General features: G+C 33.4%; 14 protein-coding genes. 5 read left to right on the forward strand and 9 right to left on the reverse strand.

The features are described 5' to 3' along the window. Positions 1-7 precede the first annotated feature (7 nt). Positions 8-2,563, reverse strand: coding sequence for a DNA gyrase subunit A (gyrA, locus tag ACSSV5_RS08830; protein WP_454245580.1), 2,556 nt, complete (start codon positions 2,561-2,563; stop codon positions 8-10). A gap of 228 nt (positions 2,564-2,791) precedes the next feature. Between gyrA and ACSSV5_RS08835 the strand changes: the two genes are divergently transcribed. Further along, complete coding sequence (locus ACSSV5_RS08835; RefSeq protein WP_454245581.1) at positions 2,792-5,332, forward strand: ATP-dependent Clp protease ATP-binding subunit; 2,541 nt, start codon at positions 2,792-2,794, stop codon at positions 5,330-5,332. Positions 5,333-5,736: 404 nt separating this feature from the next. Here the strand turns inward: ACSSV5_RS08835 and ACSSV5_RS08840 are convergent, their stop codons facing one another. After that, a complete protein-coding gene (locus ACSSV5_RS08840; RefSeq protein ID WP_454245582.1) occupies positions 5,737-6,810 on the reverse strand; it encodes a M42 family metallopeptidase in 1,074 nt (357 codons plus the stop codon). Positions 6,811-6,903: 93 nt separating this feature from the next. On the opposite strand from ACSSV5_RS08840, the gene ACSSV5_RS08845 reads away from it, so the two are divergent. After that, entirely contained in the window at positions 6,904-7,605 is a 702-nt protein-coding gene (locus tag ACSSV5_RS08845; RefSeq protein ID WP_454245583.1) for a DUF4294 domain-containing protein, read from the forward strand. Positions 7,606-7,660: 55 nt separating this feature from the next. Here the strand turns inward: ACSSV5_RS08845 and ACSSV5_RS08850 are convergent, their stop codons facing one another. From ACSSV5_RS08850 to ACSSV5_RS08860, 3 genes are all read right to left on the reverse strand, one after another. Continuing rightward, positions 7,661-8,788, reverse strand: a complete 1,128-nt coding sequence (locus tag ACSSV5_RS08850) for a hypothetical protein (RefSeq protein ID WP_454245584.1) — start codon at positions 8,786-8,788, stop codon at positions 7,661-7,663. A 68-nt stretch (positions 8,789-8,856) separates the two neighbouring features. Continuing rightward, complete coding sequence (locus ACSSV5_RS08855; protein WP_454245585.1) at positions 8,857-10,620, reverse strand: TonB-dependent receptor; 1,764 nt, start codon at positions 10,618-10,620, stop codon at positions 8,857-8,859. A gap of 78 nt (positions 10,621-10,698) precedes the next feature. After that, on the reverse strand, positions 10,699-11,088 hold the full coding sequence (locus ACSSV5_RS08860; protein ID WP_454245586.1) for a pyrophosphohydrolase domain-containing protein: 390 nt from the start codon (positions 11,086-11,088) through the stop codon (positions 10,699-10,701). 380 nt (positions 11,089-11,468) lie between these two features. On the opposite strand from ACSSV5_RS08860, the gene ACSSV5_RS08865 reads away from it, so the two are divergent. Continuing rightward, entirely contained in the window at positions 11,469-11,915 is a 447-nt protein-coding gene (locus ACSSV5_RS08865) for a CYTH domain-containing protein (protein ID WP_211066402.1), read from the forward strand. Between the two features lie 666 nt (positions 11,916-12,581). Here ACSSV5_RS08865 and ACSSV5_RS08870 read toward each other — a convergent pair. From ACSSV5_RS08870 to recF, 4 genes are all read right to left on the reverse strand, one after another. After that, on the reverse strand, positions 12,582-12,758 hold the full coding sequence (locus ACSSV5_RS08870) for a CAL67264 family membrane protein (RefSeq protein ID WP_454245603.1): 177 nt from the start codon (positions 12,756-12,758) through the stop codon (positions 12,582-12,584). Between the two features lie 95 nt (positions 12,759-12,853). Further along, entirely contained in the window at positions 12,854-13,147 is a 294-nt protein-coding gene (locus tag ACSSV5_RS08875) for a DUF721 domain-containing protein (protein ID WP_211066403.1), read from the reverse strand. A gap of 5 nt (positions 13,148-13,152) precedes the next feature. Beyond that, entirely contained in the window at positions 13,153-13,575 is a 423-nt protein-coding gene (locus tag ACSSV5_RS08880) for a hypothetical protein (protein WP_211066404.1), read from the reverse strand. Continuing rightward, positions 13,562-14,671, reverse strand: a complete 1,110-nt coding sequence (gene recF, locus ACSSV5_RS08885; protein WP_454245587.1) for a DNA replication/repair protein RecF — start codon at positions 14,669-14,671, stop codon at positions 13,562-13,564. Before recF ends, ACSSV5_RS08880 begins: the two co-directional genes overlap by 14 nt. A 417-nt stretch (positions 14,672-15,088) precedes the next feature. Here recF and ACSSV5_RS08890 point away from each other — a divergent pair, with 417 nt between their 5' ends. Both ACSSV5_RS08890 and ACSSV5_RS08895 read left to right on the forward strand, forming a co-directional pair. After that, positions 15,089-16,435: an MBL fold metallo-hydrolase gene (locus tag ACSSV5_RS08890; RefSeq protein WP_454245588.1), complete on the forward strand. Its 1,347-nt coding sequence runs from the start codon at positions 15,089-15,091 to the stop codon at positions 16,433-16,435. Positions 16,436-17,338: 903 nt separating this feature from the next. Next, the gene (locus tag ACSSV5_RS08895) at positions 17,339-19,828 is read left to right on the forward strand and encodes a PIG-L family deacetylase (RefSeq protein WP_454245589.1); all 2,490 of its coding nucleotides are present in this window, start codon (positions 17,339-17,341) and stop codon (positions 19,826-19,828) included. Positions 19,829-19,841 lie beyond the last annotated feature (13 nt).

The raw sequence follows: 19,841 nt of genomic DNA on the forward strand, positions 1-19,841 counted from the left end.
ATTTAAATTATGCGTCTGAATTTGTTTCTTCGTTATTTGTATCGTCTTGGGTTTTATCGTCTTGGGTTTTGATATCATCAACATTTTCAACTTTATCTTCATCATCAACCATAATTTTGGCAACAGCAGCAATGGCATCTCCATCTTTAATATTGATGAGTTTTACCCCTTGTGTAGCTCTTCCCATAGTTCTCAATTGGCTCATCGACATTCTTATGGCAACACCTGATTTTTTGATAATCATCAAATCGTCTTGGTCAGTTACAGATTTTAACGAGACTAAATGTCCAGTTTTTTCAGTAATAGATATGGTTTTCACGCCTTTTCCACCACGGTTGGTCAATCTGTAAATTTGGTCACCAGTTTCTGGATCATCTATAAAGGTTCGCTTACCATAACCGTTTTCTGAAACCACTAACACGGTTTCTTCTTTTGGGTTATTTACAATTATCATACCAACTACTTCGTCGTTATCGTCAGCAAGCGTTATTCCTCTAACACCAGAGGCTGTTCTGCCCATAGGTCTGGTTTTTCCTTCTTCAAAACGCACTGCTTTTCCGCTTTTTAGAGCTAGCATCACTTGGCTATCACCTGTTGTTAAGCTTGCTGATAGCAATTCGTCACCTTCTCTTATAGTAATGGCATTAATACCATTTGTACGAGGTCTAGAATATTGTTCTAAAGAGGTTTTTTTCACTTGCCCTTTTTTGGTTGCCATCAAGACATAATGACTATTGACGTAGTCTTCATCTTTTAAATCTTGAGTACAGATAAATGCTTGAATTCTATCATCAGGTTCGATATTCATCAGGTTTTGAATCGCTCTTCCTTTAGAAGTCTTGCTACCTTCTGGAATTTCAAAAACACGCATCCAGTGGCATTTTCCATTTTTAGTAAAAAACAGCATATATTGATGGTTAGTGCCGACAAAAATGTATTCTAAGAAGTCTTCATCTCTTGTTGTTGAAGCTTTTTGGCCAACACCTCCTCTACTTTGTGTTTTGTATTCTGACAGTGGTGTTCTTTTGATATAGCCAGCATGAGAAATAGTAATGACGACTTGCTCATCAGGTATCATATCTTCCATACTGACATCACCACCTGCATAATCAATGTTTGAACGTCTTTCATCGCCGAATTTTTTCTTAATCTCTTCCAATTCTTCTTTGATGATGTTCATTCTTCGGTCTTCACTAACTAAAATATCTTTAAGGTCTTCAATGGTTTTTAGGAGTTCGTCATATTCATCTCTTAATTTGTCTTGCTCCAAACCAGTGAGTTGTCTCAATCGCATTTCAACAATAGCTTTGGCTTGAACTTCTGTCAATTCAAAGCGTTCTATAAGTTTAGCTCTGGCTTCATCAGCATTTGAAGAAGCGCGAATCAAAGCAATGACTTCGTCAATATTGTCTGATGCAATAATAAGACCTTCAAGAATGTGAGCCCGATCTTCAGCTTTTTTAAGTTCAAATTTAGTTCTTCGCACAACCACGTCGTGGCGGTGTTCAACAAAATTGCTGATCAAATCTTTAAGGTTCAGCATTTGTGGTCTGCCTTTGACTAATGCAATATTGTTGATGCTAAAACTCGATTGAAGAGCGGTGTGTTTGAACAAGGTGTTTAAAACCACATTAGGAACAGCATCGCGTTTTAAAAAGTAAACAATTCGCATACCGTTTCTATCTGATTCATCTCTTATTAAAGAAATGCCATCCAGTTTTTTATCATTGACCAAATCAGCGGTTTTTTTGATCATATCCGCTTTATTGACTTGGTAAGGAATTTCGTCAGCTATGATACATTCTTTGCCATTGACTTCTTCAAAATGGGTTTTGGCACGCATAACTATTCTACCTCTACCTGTTTTATAGGCTTCTCTAACGCCAGCATAGCCATAAATAGTTCCTCCAGTTGGAAAATCTGGGGCTTTGATGTGCTGCATAAGCTCATCAATTTCTATATCTCTATTGTCTATATAAGCAATTGTTCCATCGACCACTTCAGAAAGGTTGTGGGGAGCCATATTGGTAGCCATCCCAACCGCTATACCGCTAGCACCATTGACAAGAAGATTAGGAATACGGGTTGGTAAAACTGTGGGTTCTTTGATAGTATCGTCAAAATTGAGTTGGTGGTCAACGGTATCTTTGTCGATATCAGAGAGCATTTCCTCACTAAATTTCTGCATTCTCGCTTCTGTGTAACGCATTGCAGCAGGACTATCTCCGTCAACAGAACCAAAATTTCCTTGGCCATCGATGAGCTGATAACGCATACTCCATTCTTGAGCCATCCTGACCATTGTATCGTAAACAGAAGTATCGCCGTGTGGGTGATATTTACCTAAAACTTCACCGACAATACGTGCTGACTTTTTGTAAGGTTTATTAGAAGTTATACCGAGTTCGTGCATACCAAAAAGCACTCTTCTGTGAACAGGTTTTAAACCATCTCTTACATCTGGTAGTGCTCTTGAAACAATAACCGACATCGAATAATCAATGTAGGCTGTTTTCATCTCATCCTCAATATTGATAGGAATAAGTTGTTCTTTATCTGACATTTTTTTTAATTTGGATTATTTATTATCAATCTGCTAATTTAATTAATTTTTAAAAAGTAATTTCTTTATTTGAAGCTTTTACAAATTTTTTATTAACAAAGAATTATTATATATTCGTTGATAACTTAATAATATTTTATGAGCGATTTAAGTAAAAAAATTGTTACTTGCTGTCATGTATGGCGTAATTTATGCTATTAATTTTAAGAAAAAAAAGAAAATAAACATATGGATGATAATTTTTCACCAAAGGTAAAAGATGTAATTGCTTTTAGCAAAGAAGAAGCTCTTAGACTTGGGCATAGTTTTATAGGAACAGAACACTTGCTATTAGGTCTTTTAAGAGAAGGCGATGGTATGGCTATAGATATTTTAAACACATTAGCTATTGATTTAGACCACTTAAGGCGTAAAGTAGAAATTTTAAATCCTACTGAGCCTAATCCTGTTCATGTTTCTAATGAAAAAAAGAATTTGCACTTAACAAGACAAGCTGAACGGGCTTTAAAAACTACTTTTTTAGAAGCCAAATTGTTCCAAAGTTCTTCAATCAATACGGCTCATTTATTGTTGTGTATTTTGAGAAATGACAATGACCCAACGACAAAGTTGCTCAACAAGTTGAAAATAGATTATGATGTGGTCAAAGAAAAGTTTAAAGCTTTAAAAGGTATGGAAGACGATTTTATTGAATCTCCACAAGCAAGCTCAATTTCAGACGAATCTGATGATGATAAGCGAAAAAATCCTTTTGAAAGTAGCAAAACTTCAAAAAGCACCACTTCCAAGAAATCTAAAACTCCTGTTTTAGACAACTTTGGTCGCGATCTTACAGTCTTGGCAGAAGAAGGTAAACTTGACCCCGTTGTAGGAAGACAAAAAGAAATTGAACGCGTTTCTCAAATTTTAAGTCGTAGAAAGAAAAACAACCCTTTGCTTATAGGCGAACCTGGTGTTGGCAAAAGTGCCATTGCCGAAGGTTTAGCCTTGAGAATTATTCAGCGTAAAGTTTCTCGTATTTTATATGACAAACGTTTGGTTACTCTTGATTTAGCAAGTTTGGTTGCAGGTACCAAATACCGAGGTCAGTTTGAAGAACGGATGAAAGCTGTGATGAACGAACTCGAAAAAAATGACGATATCATTTTGTTTATAGACGAAATTCATACCATAGTCGGTGCTGGTGGTGCTACAGGAAGTTTAGATGCCAGCAATATGTTTAAACCCGCTTTGGCAAGAGGTGATATACAATGTATCGGTGCTACAACTTTAGATGAATATCGTCAAAATATTGAAAAAGACGGTGCTCTTGAAAGACGGTTCCAAAAAATTATTGTTGAACCAACTAATAGAGAAGAAACCATTGAAATATTAAATAATATTAAAGGTAAATATGAAGATCACCACAATGTGAAATATACTGACGAAGCTATAGAAGCTTGTGTCACATTGACATCTCGCTATATGACAGAGCGATTTTTGCCTGACAAAGCTATTGATGCTTTAGATGAAGCTGGGTCTAGAATTCATATTACTAATATTAAAGTTCCCCAAAAAATCCTCAATTTAGAACAACAGCTTGAAGATATCAGAAATCATAAAAACTCTGTAGTCAAAAAACAAAAATATGAAGAAGCTGCAAAATTAAGAGACGATGAAAAAGCTGTTGAACAAGAATTAGAACTTGCCCAAGAGGAATGGGACAAACATTCTAAAGAAAATCGAGAAACCGTTACTGCAGACCATATTGCAGATGTTATTTCTATGATTACTGGTATTCCTGTCAATCGAATTGCTAAAACAGAAAGCAATAAGTTAGCTCAACTTCCAAAAGTTATCAAGAGTAAAGTTATCGGTCAAGATGAAGCGGTGGCTAAAGTTACAAAAGCTATTCAGCGTAACAGAGCTGGACTGAAAGACCCTAACAAACCTATTGGCTCGTTTATCTTTCTTGGACAAACTGGCGTTGGCAAAACCCAATTGGCAAAAGTGCTTGCCAGAGAATTATTTGATAATGAAGGTGCACTTATCCGTCTCGATATGAGCGAGTATATGGAAAAATTTGCGGTCTCTAGACTCATCGGTGCTCCTCCTGGTTACATTGGTTACGAAGAAGGTGGACAATTGACCGAAAAAGTGAGACGCAAACCTTATGCGGTTGTGCTTCTCGATGAAGTTGAAAAAGCCCATCCTGATGTATTCAATATGCTATTGCAAGTTCTTGATGATGGCTATCTTACCGATAGCTTAGGTCGAAAAATTGATTTTAGAAACACCATTATCATCATGACTTCAAATGTTGGGGCGAGAAAACTCAAAGATTTTGGTCAAGGTGTTGGTTTTGGCACTAAAGCGAGAAAAGAGCAAGAAGATTCTAATACTAGAAAAGTCATTGAAGGTGCACTCAAAAAAGCATTTGCTCCAGAATTTCTCAACAGAATTGACGATGTGGTGATATTTAATGCCCTTGAGCAAGAAGATATCTTTAAAATTATTGATATTGAACTTGATAAACTCTTTAAGCGTATTGATGAAATGGGCTATGAATTTGATTTGACTGATGATGCTAAAAAATATATCGCCGAAAAAGGTTTTGATAAACAATATGGTGCAAGACCTTTAAATAGAGCTATTCAGAAATATATTGAAGATGCTTTAGCTGAAAAAATTGTCAATTCAGATATTTCTGAAGGCGATCATATCAAAATGGATTTTGATAAAGAAGCTAAAGAATTGATCATTGATATTCAACATCAGCCTGCAAACTAATTCTTAAGTTTGTTTCACTGAGAGATTCCTCTACCGAGACTTCGGTATCAGAATGACAAGGGAATGTCATTCCGACGGCAGGTTGTCATTCCGACGGCAGGAGGAATCTCTCTTTCACGTATTGGTTTTCGTTTCACTAAAAGATTCTTCACTCCGCAGGCTCCGTTCAGAATGACAGGGGAATGTCATTCCGACGGCAGGAGGAATCTCTCTTTCACGTATTGGTTTTCATTTCACCAAAAGATTCTTCACTTCGCAGGCTCCGTTCAGAATGACAAGATTGGTTTTCGTTTCACCAAAAGATTCTTCACTCCGCAGGCTTCGTTCAGAATGACAAGGGAGGTTCGGTTCACTGGGAGATTCCTCGTCACTGCGTTTGCCTCGGAATGACAGGGGAGGTTTGTTTAATTTTTAAAATAACTAAAATCATCACCTTCTTTAATGTTAAGTAAAGAATGGTAAATGAGTTCAATCACGGCTTCTACATCTTTTTGATGTACCATTTCTACCGTAGTATGCATGTATCTTAAAGGTAAAGAAATTAAAGCTGAAGCTACACCGCCATTACTGTAAGCAAAGGCATCGGTATCTGTACCAGTCATTCGGCTTGCTGCCATGCGTTGAAATGGAATGTTATTTTTTTCAGCCGTTTCAATCAACAATTCTCTTAAGTTATTTTGAACTGCCGGAGCATAACTGATCACTGGACCATCACCTATCTTGGTTAATCCTTCTTTCTTTTTATCAATCATAGGGGTTGTGGTGTCATGACACACATCGGTAACAATAGCCACGTTGGGTTTGATGTTTTGAGTAATCATTTCAGCACCGCGTAAACCTATTTCTTCTTGAACCGAATTGGTGATATAAAGACCAAAAGGAAGTTCAATTTTGTTTTCTTTTAGTTTTTTAGCTACTTCAGCTATCATAAATCCGCCCATGCGGTTATCTAAACCTCTACACACAAATTTATCTTTGTTAAGTACAAAAAATTCATCGGGATAAGTAATCACACAACCTACATGAACGCCAAGTTTTTCTACTTCTTCCTTATTAGAACAGCCTACATCAATACAAATGTTATCAAGTTGTGGTGCTTTTTCGTTAGATTTATCTCGGGTGTGAATTGCAGGCCAACCAAAAACACCTTTAACTATACCGTTTTTTGTATGGATATTAACACGTTTTGAAGTCGCTATTTGATGGTCGCTACCGCCATTTCTGATGACGTAAATCAAACCTTCATCGGTTATATAGTTGACATACCAAGAAATTTCGTCAGCATGACCTTCTATAACAACTTTGTATTTGGCTTCTGGATTGATTACACCAACAGCTGTGCCATAAATATCTGTGATAAACTCATCGACATAAGGTTTTAAATACTCCATCCAAAGTTTTTGTCCTTCAGACTCATAACCAGTTGGAGATGCGTTGTTTAAGTATTGTTCTAAAAATTCAAGTGATTTTTTATTCATAAAGTGTAAAATTTTGAGCGAAATTAATCAATTTTAAAATACTGACTTCTTATAATAATCTATTTTTGGAATAATTTTTGGTCAACATTAACTATGAAAATTAAATTATTTATCGTTTTGATTTGGTGTGGTGTTTATCAAGTTATAAATGCACAGGTAGAGGATTACTCACCAACTTCTGCCCCTAAAAAAATGATTATTATTGAACGCGACTCTTTAGTGGTTAATGAAATCACTTTAGACGAAGTTATAGTGTTTCAACCTTTAAAGTTTGACTCCAAATCTGAAATGCGAAATTATCTGATTTTGAGAAGAAAGACTAGAAAGGTTTGGCCTTATGCTGTTTTGGCTGCTGATAGACTTGAAAAACTCAATGCTAGATTAGAAACATTAGACTCTAAACGAAAAAAAAGACGCTATACTAAACGTATTCAAAAGTATATTGAAGGCAAGTTTACCAATCAGTTAAAAAAGCTTACCAAAACTGAAGGACAAATATTGGTTAAACTCATGCACAGACAAACGGGCATTACTACTTTTGATTTGGTTAAAGAACTAAAAAGTGGATGGCGTGCGTTTTGGTACAATACCACGGCAAGTTTGTTTAATATTTCACTTAAAGAAGAATACAATCCTTATGAGGTGAAAGAAGACTACCTTATCGAAGATATTTTGCAACGCTCTTTTAAAGATGGTGTTTTAGAAAAACACGAGCCTGCTTTTGAAATTGATTATTTGGATCTCTTAGAGCTATGGCAAAACAACAAATCACATCCCAAAGAAAAAGTTGATTAATGATGTATAAAAAAATATTGTAGTAATAAAAAAAAATATAACTAAGCAAATTCAATCAAAACAAACCTTCAAATAGATTAGAGATATCGTCTCTTATACTTGAATTAACACCTGCAGCAAGGGCAACCGATATTAATAGCCCAGCCATAGCAGAACCAAAATCTTTTAGCACAAGATTGAAAGCTTTCTTCTTATGTTTATTGCCTTTTTTCTTTCTAGCAAAACTTATAGCAATTTCTCGCCCACCGATAATACCTAAAAATATCCAAGTCGTACTCATTGGAATATTTGAGATAAATAGCTTATAAATTAATAAAATAACATAAGAAAAATCAACCAAGGTAGCCGCTCTTACGTCTGATATTCTAGCTTTTTCACTCACTATTTGTTGAATTTTATCACCCCTAAAATAAAACAGCAACCCAAGTCCTATAAAAATGGTTGCAGAAAAGATTATAAATTGATAAAACTCTAGCTGTCTAGGTAAAAACACTGCAATATTTGCACCATCTTGCATAATCCAAACCGACCATAACGACCCACTTACAGCCCATTGCACATATGTCCAAGCTTTGTTATATTGCCTAGATTTAAAACGCTTTCTGATAAAGTCATAAGCTAAATTCCAAATTAAAAAAGATAAAATAAAGGCTAAAATATAGCCAGTCCAACTTTTATAAACTATTGAAGTTATGCCTGAAGATGAAGCACTAAACACACTCAACAATAAAAATGTAGTTGAAACGGGCATTCTCAACCTTGTCAAAATCAGAAGAACTAATGGTGCTATAATTTGAAAAAACGAAAACTCTTTAGGATGCGGAAACATAAGTCCACCGTCTTCATTTGTAACTTGTAGGCGTTGATAACTTACATCGCCATCATAATAAAAAAAACTAAAACAAACTGTAGCTAAAAATATGATCCCGATAAACAACCAAAGATACCACCATTTCTTGTCTGAATTACTTTCTATAAACGTCCCAATGGTTTGAATACTATCGTTGGCTACGGCAGCGTAAGCAGCAAACATGAAACCTATCCACATCGCAATTTGCCAGTTGTAAGATGTAGAAGCACCAGCTAAAATAAAACCAACAATAACAATAATAATAAAAGTTTTTTCTTCTATAAAAATATCAAAAAGCCGAAAATTTGGTCTTGTTTTATAATTCTTCCCCATGATTATTGAATGACATCGCAAATCTAAGTTGACAGAATGTATTTAATGTTTCTAAAACGTTAAGAAATTTACCAATCAAATTGATAGGATAAACCGCCAAGAACTTGCAGACCTTGCACTTTGAAATTTCGCCACTGCTCATAATTGTCATCAAGTAAGTTTTGTCCAGAAACAAAAAATCCGAGACGTTCTGAAAATTGGTATTCAACACCAAAATTTAAATCCACAAAACTATCAACGGTTTCAGAAACTAAGCCAATGCCATCAAAGGGTAAAATTGCATATTGCAGACTCTTACGCTCACCAACAAAAAACAGTGTAGAGTGCAAATACCACTTCTCGCCTATTTGATAATTGGCATTGACATCAACTTTAAATTCTGGAAGATAAGTTGCTTCAGGTAAATTATCAACTGAGTAATTAAAATAATGTGCTGAAAGTCCAACATTAAAGTCATCAAATGCGGCGTAGTTGACTTCTGCATTTATGCCAAGAGTTGACAAGTCGTCATAGGCTAATCCAAATGAATTAGAATATTCATAATTATTGGTTGGCATGAATGGAGCAAAACCATACACATCGAGGTTTTCTATAAAAAAAGCATAGTCGTTTTCTTGTTTATAAGAGACTTTAAAGTTATAGCTTAAGCTTCCTGTTTTTCCATTTAAACCAGCAAAACCTGTATAGGCATTATCTGTAGGTTGTAAGGATAAAGTTGGCGATACAAATGGGTTTTGGTTGACAATACTTCTGTAAGGATTCTGACTTAAATCACCGTCAGCACCAGCATAAAACATAAGTTCGTCTGTAAATTTGTAAGAGGCTTTAATTTTAGGATAGACAAAAAATTCAGTGTCACTGAGTTCTGTGTCGTTTAAAACTGTGGCTTTTAGACCTAAATCAAGGTTGATATCACCAAACTCAAACTGCATTGAAGGTTGGACAGCTGCCGTAAAAAATCCATAATCAATTCCTTGCTGAGGATCATTAAAAGATTGGTCAAAACTTCCTGATAGGTAATCTAATTCTAAGTTGAGGTCTAAAATTTTATTCGTTAAATAGAATTGAAAATCGCTTGTCAGAGTAATTTGATTTTCTGAAGAATCGTAATCGTCTGAAAAATTTTGAAGATTTAATTTCACATTTTTCAGAAAACTATCTTCAAACTCTAATTGTCCATAAGCTTTTAAACCCAAGTAGGTTTGCAAAGGATCAATAGCTGAAATATCTGTATCAAATAGTTGTATGCTATTGGGTGAAACATTGAGATTTTGTTCATCTATACCGTACCAGTTATATCTTTTATAATCAACACCAATACCAGCATCCCACCTAAAATAGCGTTCAGCTGATTCTAAATTCAAATCTAAATTTGTATCTAAAAAATCATCATCTAAGAGCACATCTTCAATGCCACCAGAAGACGAAAAATGCTCAAACTCTATGTTTAATTTTTTATAGCGGTTAAGCATCAAACTGCCATAAAATTGACCTAAGATGTTGGTGAAATTACCTGCACCTAAACGGGCATAATTTTGATAATTATAAGGCAAAGCTTGTGGTTTTATAGAGCTAGCAGTTCCTTTAACGGGTGTGAAAGTAGAAGCAACAGGAACCGAAAAAATACTGTATTTTACATCTTTTTGACTCTTTGAGATCGAATCTGATACTGAGGGTTTAGATTTTATTTTAAAAGCATCGTTTAGGGTTGGAGAATATTGTTTAATTATTATTAATTTTTCAGCTTTAATAGTATCGTTTCTTCTTTGAGAAAACATTATATAACTGTTAAAAATAAAAACTAATGTTATAAAAAGACTGCTGAATTTCATAGGTTAAATTTTGCAATACAAATATCGCCGATTTGATGTAATACATAACTAAAGAAAGCTCAAAATATTTTAATGTTATCAACTTTTTAAAATATCCTTAAAATTAGGTTTAAAGTAATTTGATCCTTTTAAGACCTTACCATCTTCTCTGTAGATTGGTTTACCGTTCTTGCCTAGCTTACTCATGTTGCTTTTTTGTATTTCGTCAAAAATGGCTTCAATTTTATCTTGCATCCCATGTTCTATAATCGTGCCACAAAGAATGTATAGCATATCTCCCAAAGCATCTGCCACCTCAACTAAGTCGCCTTTTTCTGCAGCTTCAAGATATTCTTCATTTTCTTCTTTCATCAAATCAAATCGAAGCTTGTTTTTTTGATGACCTAATGAAGCCGTAGGTTTAAATTTTATACCAAGTCCAAATGCTTTATGAAATTTTGCTACCGCTTGAAGTGGTTTTTGAATCATATATTTTATTTTAGTTGATTTGTAACAATTATTTATCTATTACAAATATAGAATTTTCATAATTAGATCTTCTAAACGATTTTGATTTTTTATTGTAAATCATTTTATATCAATTATTTATCAAATTTACGACATGTTATCGATTTTCAAGCTTTGAAAAGCTTACTTTTGAAATATATATTTTGAGAAATGTTTTCAACGGGACAGTGGATTTTTGCAGCGTTTTTTGTCGTGGCTTTTGTGGTTTTGATGCTTTTTAGTTACAAAAAGGATAAGGTTTTACACAAAAAATATTACAAAGGCAGTTTTTATATTCTACTTGGATTTTTAACCTTTGTGCTGATTTTATTTTTGATGAAATTTTTTCTGAAGTCCTAAATATGCAAACGGAAATTGAACGCAAGTTTTTAGTGAAATCTGATGCTTTTAAAAAAGAAGCTCATAAATCTTATACCATTCGGCAAGGTTTTTTAAATCGCGATCCTGAGCGAACCGTCAGAATTAGAGTTAAAGACAACAAAGGCTTCATAACCGTAAAAGGCATTTCTTCTCAAAACGGTTTGTCTCGCTTAGAATGGGAAAAAGAAATTGATGTAAAAGATGCTCAAGACTTGCTCCAACTTTGTGAAATGCCTATCATTCACAAAACCCGTTATGAGATTGCTATTGATAATCACACTTTTGAAGTTGATGAGTTTCATGCTAAGCATAATGGCTTGGTCATTGCAGAAATTGAACTTCCACACGAGAATGAAAACTTCCCTAAACCCAACTGGTTAGGACAAGAAGTTACGGGCAACAAGGCTTATTATAATTCTCAGCTTTAAGATTGATTATTAAACACAAGCCTTCAACTTTATTTGTGAATTTATAGCTTTTTTTGTTACGAATGCACTATTATTTTTATTCAAGAATTGTTTTTTATGAAGCCACGAATGCACTAATGTTGGTTTTTTGAGCCACGAATGCACTAATGAATTTTTTTTAAATGCCACGAATGCACTAATGTTGGTTTTTATGAAGCCACGAATGCACTAATGTTGGTTTTTATGAAGCCACGAATGCACTAATGAATTTTTTTTAAATGCCACGAATGCACTAATGTTGGTTTTTATGAAGCCACGAATGCACTAATATTGTTTTTTTGAGCCACGAATGCACTAATGTTGTTTTTTTGAGCCACGAATGCACTAATGAATTTTTTTTAAATGCCACGAATGCACTAATGAATTTTTTTTAAATGCCGCGAATGCACTAATGTTGTTTTTTTGAGCCACGAATGCACTAATGTTGGTTTTTATGAAGCCACGAATGCACTAATGAATTTTTTTTAAATGCCACGAATGCACTAATGATTTTTTTTTTAATGCCAAGAATGCACTAATGTTGTTTTTTGAGCCACGAATACACTAATGTTGTTTTTTTGAGCCACGAATGTGCTGATGATTTAAAAAAAACATTCAACAGAATAAAATTGGTAATCTCAAAATTTTCTAAACTCTACCTTTTAAGGCATCGAACACCCAGGCAATAGCAAAAAAACCAATGCCAACTGCTGCGAAACCCCAACCAGCAACGTCTTCATATTTGAAAGCACCAAGACCGATGAGACCTAAACCTACAATTATCATGATTAAAGTCGCCCAACCTAAAACAGTATTTTTATTCATCATTGCCATATACTAATTGTGTTTTATATCAATTTAATGTTAAGCAAATGTAAGGATAATATTTAATATTTTTTACTATTAGGATTTTTACCTGACTAACTTAAAACTATTTTTTTAATCAATTGTTGCCCTAAACTTTCATTTAAATTTTTGATAATTTGAGATTTACCATAGCTTAACTCTTCACGCAAAACGGCGGAAGATAATCTGACAAATAAGGTGTTTCTATCGAGATGGATTTTGGTGGTATATTTGTCTATAGCTGGTCCCATTTGGTCTTTCCAAGCACGTTGAACTTCAATTTGGTTTAAACCATTGTTGAGTCCTTTTTTATCAGTGAATATTTTTAAGAGTTCACTTAGTTTCTTGGTGTTGTATTCGTTGTCCATAATAATTACTCGGTGATGTTTATGGGTTTAAATCTTTTGTAAGTGTAGAGAAAGTCTTTCTCATTTTTTATGAGCATCAAACTGTCATTAAGGCTTAAAATGGTTTCTTTCCAAGTGTCGTAAGGCGTTTTGTATTGAAGTTTTAAACTGTCGTTTTCGTTGATGATTTTAAATTCTTCTAAGGCTTTTGTGGTTTTGTAGTTGCCGTTTAGGTCGGGTTTTAGTTTTTTTCGAAAACCCAAACTGTCTTTAATTTCAAAATAATCAACTTGTGTGTTGATGCTGTAAATGATATTTTTACCATAAGGGTTTTGGGCTTGAACAATTTCCCAATAACCGTTCAAGTGTTTTAATTCAACCGAATTTTTCTCTTTTTGACAAGAGGTTAACAGAAAAGATAAAACAAAAATTATTTTAAAGACTTTCATAAGCAAATTTAAATTGGTTTAAGTTAATCATTTTATATTGCTTGGCGTGAGCTTTGACTACGTTTTCGGTTCTTTCGGGATGTGTATCGCTGATAAACATTTGTCCTAAATCTTGTTGAGTAACCATGTTGACAATATGCTTGACACGGTTTTCGTCCAATTTATCAAAAATATCGTCTAAGAGCAAGATTGGATTTAAACCTTGACTGCCTTTTAAATAGTCGTATTTGGCAAATTTTAGGGCAACGAGATATGATTTTTGCTGTCCTTGTGAGCCAAATTTTTTAACCGGATAATTTTTGATATCAAACAATAAATCGTCTTTATGCGTACCAACGCTGGTGTATTGCAATGCCATATCTTTTTGTAGATGCTTTTCAAATAAATCTTGAAAAGATCGCTCGTGCAATTGACTTTTGTAAGTGATTTGAATAGGCTCGTCTTTTTGGCAAATCTCTTGGTAACGCTGGGTTAAAATGGTTTCAAAATCTTTGATAAATTGATTTCGAGCATCATAAATATATTGCCCTAAATCTTGCATTTGTTCGTTATAAACCGTCAAAGTAGTGTTGTCAAAGGTACGATTGGCTGCAAAATATTTTAATAAAGCGTTGCGTTGAGATAAAATCTTATTGTATTTAATAAGTTTGTTTAAGTAAACTTTATCGACTTGAGAAATCACACTATCCATAAATTTTCGTCGCACATCACTGCCTTCTAAAATCAAATCTCTATCGGTTGGCGAAACAATCACAACGGGGATAAATCCGATATGTTCACTCAATTTATCATAAGCTTTGGCGTTGCGTTTTACAATTTTTTTATCTCCTTTTTTAAAAGAGACAATAATGTTTTCAGTTTTGGATTGACGTTCAAATTGACCATCAATGACAAAAAAATCTTGACCGTGCTGAATATTTTGACTGGTGATCGGGTTGAAATAACTCTTGGTATAAGCCAAATGATAAATACTATCTAAAATATTGGTTTTGCCTTTGCCGTTTTCGCCAACAATGCAGTTGATTTTTGAATCAAATTTATATTCGAATGCCTCAAAATTTTTATAATGAAGTAAAGACAAAGATTTTAAAATCATAGAAATTAGAAATGTTTATAATTATTCAAAACTACAAATTATAGTTTATTAGGTCTATGAAATAAATCAATTATAAATATTAATTTTTTTTTAAAAAGTCATGAAAAGTATAAAGACTGTAAAAGCACTTAAAACATCGGATGAGCTTCACGAAAACCAAACCAATATTTAGCTATATCAGGTAGGTTATATGATTATCAAATCAAGGCCTAACATATGCTAAAGATAATGCAACAAATACTATCAAAAACAAGTGTTTTGGTTGAAAAAAGCATTTGAATTGACCTATTCTTGCTTAGCCTAAACATAACCGAACTCACGCATTTATCAAATTTTTAATTGATTAGAGTCATTTTTTATCACCAATAAAACCTATTTTATTCAAAGCTTTGTAAATTTGTAGTAAAATTTTTTAAAATGCACATTGAACAATTTAAAGATTATAGTCTTTCTCATTATTCTTATGCAATAGTTTGTGGAGATTTGATTGCCTTGGTGGATCCGAGTAGAAATCCACTACCCTACTACAAATTTGCAGAGCAGCACAAGGCTAAAATTGTAGCAGTTATAGAAACTCATCCCCATGCTGATTTTGTAAGTAGCCATTTACAAATTCACAAGGAAACAGGTGCTAAAATATACGTTAGTAAATTTTTAAACGCAGATTATCCTCATGAAACTTTTGATGATGGCGATGAATTTAATTTAAATCACGTTAATTTTTCAGCAATCAATACGCCAGGACATTCGCCAGATAGTATTTGTGTTCTCACTAAAGATACACAGACGCATAAGCAAGTTTTGTTTTCAGGTGACACTTTATTTGTTGGCAATGTAGGACGCCCCGACCTCAGAGAAAATTCAGGTGATATGAAAGCCACTAGAATTTCCTTGGCTAAAGATATGTATCACAGCATTCAAAATAAATTTAATCCGTTAGATGATGACGTTATTGTATATCCAGCTCATGGTGCTGGAAGCTTATGTGGAAAAAATATGAGCAACAAACCTTATACCACCTTAGGTAACGAACGTATTACTAATTGGGCTTTTAAAAAACAAACAAAAGAACATTTTGTAGAAGAATTATTATCTGATCAACCTTTTGTGCCAAGTTATTTTGGTTTTAATGTTGAATTAAACAAAGCTGGAGCTGATGATTTTATGAAAAATGTGTGGTCTATACCGCTTCGTTTAAAAGTGAATCGTATAGAAGATGATGCTTTAGTTGTTGATGTGCGAAATGAAGATGTTTTTAAATCAGGTCATTTACCTAACAGTGTCAACATCATGGCACGTAGCGAAAATGATAAATTTGAGACTTGGTTAGGCTCAGTAATAGAACCCAACGAAAAATTTCACATTGTAATCCAAAGTGTTGAAAACTATCAAAATATTTTAGAGCGAGTAGCAAAAATTGGATATGAAAGTCAGATTCTATCTGTTGTGACTTTAGATGATAAAAATCTTAAAAAAGACCTGAATTTAGACCTTGATTACTTCAAGTCAAACACTGATAAATATACAGTTATTGATATCAGAAATGAAAGCGAAACAAAACAAGGAATGATTTTTGAAAATGCACTACATTATCCGCTTGACAAGCTAAGAGCATCTGCACAAGACATTGCCACAGACAAACCTATTGTAGTTCATTGTGCTGCTGGCTACAGAAGTGCTACTGGTTATACCATATTAAACAAAGCAAAACCAAATGCAGAAGTTTATGATTTAAGCTTTGCCATCGAAGAATTTAAATCATAAGCCATACAAAATGTTAAATTGAATATTTTAATCATCCTTGTTGAAATCAATCTGAGAAAAGATTTAAAATGGATTAATCAATTTGTTGGAACTCAAATAATCAAGCCTATTTTTGTATAAGAAAATTGAGATTGCCGTTATGCTTACCAATGGTTTTAAAAAAACGCAAAAAGTTTGAATTTATATATCAAGCAATTTAAATCGATTTTAAAAACATCTAAAAACAAAAACATTTTTTAACATCTATTTTCAAAATATAATATTGGGAAAAAATTAAAGAATGGCTCAATATTGCTGAATGAAACCAATTAACCATAAAATATAAAACAGTTTAAACCGTTAAGAATAAAAATACTGATTATAAAATTTTGTATTTTTTTTTGGTTTTAGACGCAACTATTCTTTCTTTTTTAACTCTATTGAGTAAAACCAAACTATGTATTGGATAATAATTTTATCAATTTTACTTCTCATCAATGCAATTTTACTTAAATTTAGTTGCAATAATTGTTCACAAAGTACTTGTAAAAAACCAAAATTTAATATGCCAGAAAAAAATGAGTATATTTCTCAACCTGTTATGGCAGATAAATAGATAATTCTTCAAATTTTTCGGTTTATAATTATAAAGAATTAAAAAAGCACTTGATAAATTTTTCTTCAAGTAGTATATTTCTAAACAAATTTTTAGATTGTGTATAATCAAAGGCATCTTTGATATAAACATTGATAATGCTTTTTTTATAAAGTCTTTCTGCTGAAGTTTGATGGTATGAATGTAAATTTGAATAAAAATTAAATATTTTACTGCAATTCATTTTTAGTTCAGACCTGATAAAGTTAAAGAAACCTAAACATCAATCCAACTCGACTAAAGCTATTATATTTGAAACTAAAAATTTTATGCAAATACGGTTTTGGTTTCTTCTGTTGTGTTGTCATTTTTCATTTCTTTCAGCTCAGTCGCCATCTAAACCAAACGCTGTAGAAATTTATAGAGACTTAAAAGGTCTAAACTTTCTCGGCACAGTTCTTTACGTTGCTGCACATCCTGACGATGAAAATACCAGATTAATCTCTTATTTTTCTAATAAAGTTCACGCTCAAACTTATTATCTCGCACTTACACGTGGCGACGGCGGTCAAAATCTTTTAGGCTCTGACTTAAAAGAAGCTTTGGGACTTATCCGCACGCAAGAGTTGCTCAAAGCACGTTCCATTGATGGCGGTCAACAACGCTTTACTCGAGCCATTGATTTTGGCTATTCTAAATCGCCAGAAGAAACACTCAATATCTGGAATAAAGACAGCATACTTCACGATATGGTTTGGACGATAAGAAACATAAAACCCGATGTTATAATCAACCGTTTCGACCACCGCACTCCAGGCACCACGCACGGTCATCATACGGCTTCGGCAATGTTGAGTATGGAAGCTTTTGATTTGGCAGCAGATTCAAATCAATTTAAAAACCAATTAAAATCTACTCAAACTTGGCAAGCCAAACGTTTGTTTTTTAACACCTCGTGGTGGTTTTATGGCAGTCAAAAAGCTTTTAAAAAAGCTGATAAACCTAATCTAATGTCGTTTGATATTGGCGAATATTATCCCGATTTGGGTTTGTCTAATTCTGAAATTGCTGCTCTTAGCCGAAGTCAACACAAATCTCAAGCGTTTGGCAACACGCCAAGACGCGGAGAACAATTAGAATATCTCGAGATCATCAAAGGTGATTTGCCTGATAATCAAAATATTTTTGAAGGCGTTGATACGTCTTGGAATCGCGTTAAAGGTGGCCAACCTATACAACAACTTGTTGAAAAGATTATCGCTAATTACGATTTTTCTAAACCTTTCCAAAGCGTGCCAGATTTAGTAAAGACTTATCAACTCATCCAAAAACTTGATAATGAACACTGGAAACGCATTAAAACTCAGCAAATCAAATCCATTATCAAGGCTTGTCTTGGTTTATATATTGAAAGTATCAGCGAAAATGCTTATGCAAACTCAAATGAAAATATTAAAGTCAATACAGAAATTATCAACCGCAGTCCAATTGATGTCAAACTCTTAGATATTAAAATGGATTCAGAAAGTTTGTTTTCAAACAAAACAACATTAAAAAACAACCAAGCGATTTACAAGACTTTTAATGTCGATATTGACAATAAAAACACTTTACCCTATTGGCTAAATTTACCGCCAAAAAAAGGACTTTATCAAGTTACAAACCCCAATTTAATAGGTTTGCCCGAAACACCAAATCCTTATCAGTTGAAGTATAATCTCGAAATAGAAAACACAGATATTACTTTTTATTCTGATGTGGTTTATAAATACAATAATCCCATTAATGGAGAAGTATTTGAAAATTTTGAAATTCTGCCAAAAATATCTATTAAACCTTTAAAAGAAGTAGCGATTTTCAAAAATGGAAATTCAAATAATTTTAGAATTCAAATAAAATCTTACACCAAATCTTTTAATGGTAAAGTGAGTTTAGATTTACCAAAATCTTGGAAAGTTGAACCTCAATATTATGATGTCAAATTGACTGAATTAGATGAAACTAAAACTTTTGATTTTAAAATCACACCGCCTAAAAACACTGAAAAAGTTGATGCTAAAATTCTAGTTCAATCTAATGACGAAACGTTTTCTAAACACGTTAAAACTTTAGAATACAATCATATTCCCAAACAAGTTTATGCACAGGAAGCTAAAAGTGCTTTGGTGAACATCAAAATCAATCCAGGTGTAAAAAATATCGGATACATCAAAGGTGCTGGCGACAAGATTCCAGATAATCTAAAAAGCCTTGGTTACAATGTTGAAATGATTGATTTAAAAAAGATTTACATGCCTGAAAATTTAAAACATTTTGACGCCATCATTTTAGGCATCAGAGCTTTTGATACCGAAGAACAGCTTATCACAAAAAATGAAATTTTATTTGATTATGTCAAGCAAGGCGGAACTCTAATCACGCAATACACCACAACCTATGGTTTATTGACTGATAAAATTTCACCCTTAAAATTAAATTTATCTCGAAACAGAGTGACTGACGAAACAGCTGAAGTTCAGTTTATTGATAAAAATCATAAAGTGCTGAATTACCCCAATCAAATCACAGCAGAAGACTTTGACGGTTGGGTTCAAGAGCGTGGTTTATATTTTCCAGACCAATGGGACAAAGCTTTTCAACCCATTTTAAAAATTCAAGACTACGACGACAAGCCTACAAAAGGTAGTTTACTTGTTGCTCAATATGGTGATGGTTACTATATTTACACGGGTTTAAGTCTTTTTAGACAATTGCCCGCAGGTGTTCCAGGTGCGTTCAGATTATTATCTAATTTGCTATCAATCAACTCTAATGAATAAGCCCAAGTCATAT

This window comes from Psychroflexus sp. MBR-150 (assembly GCF_053628795.1).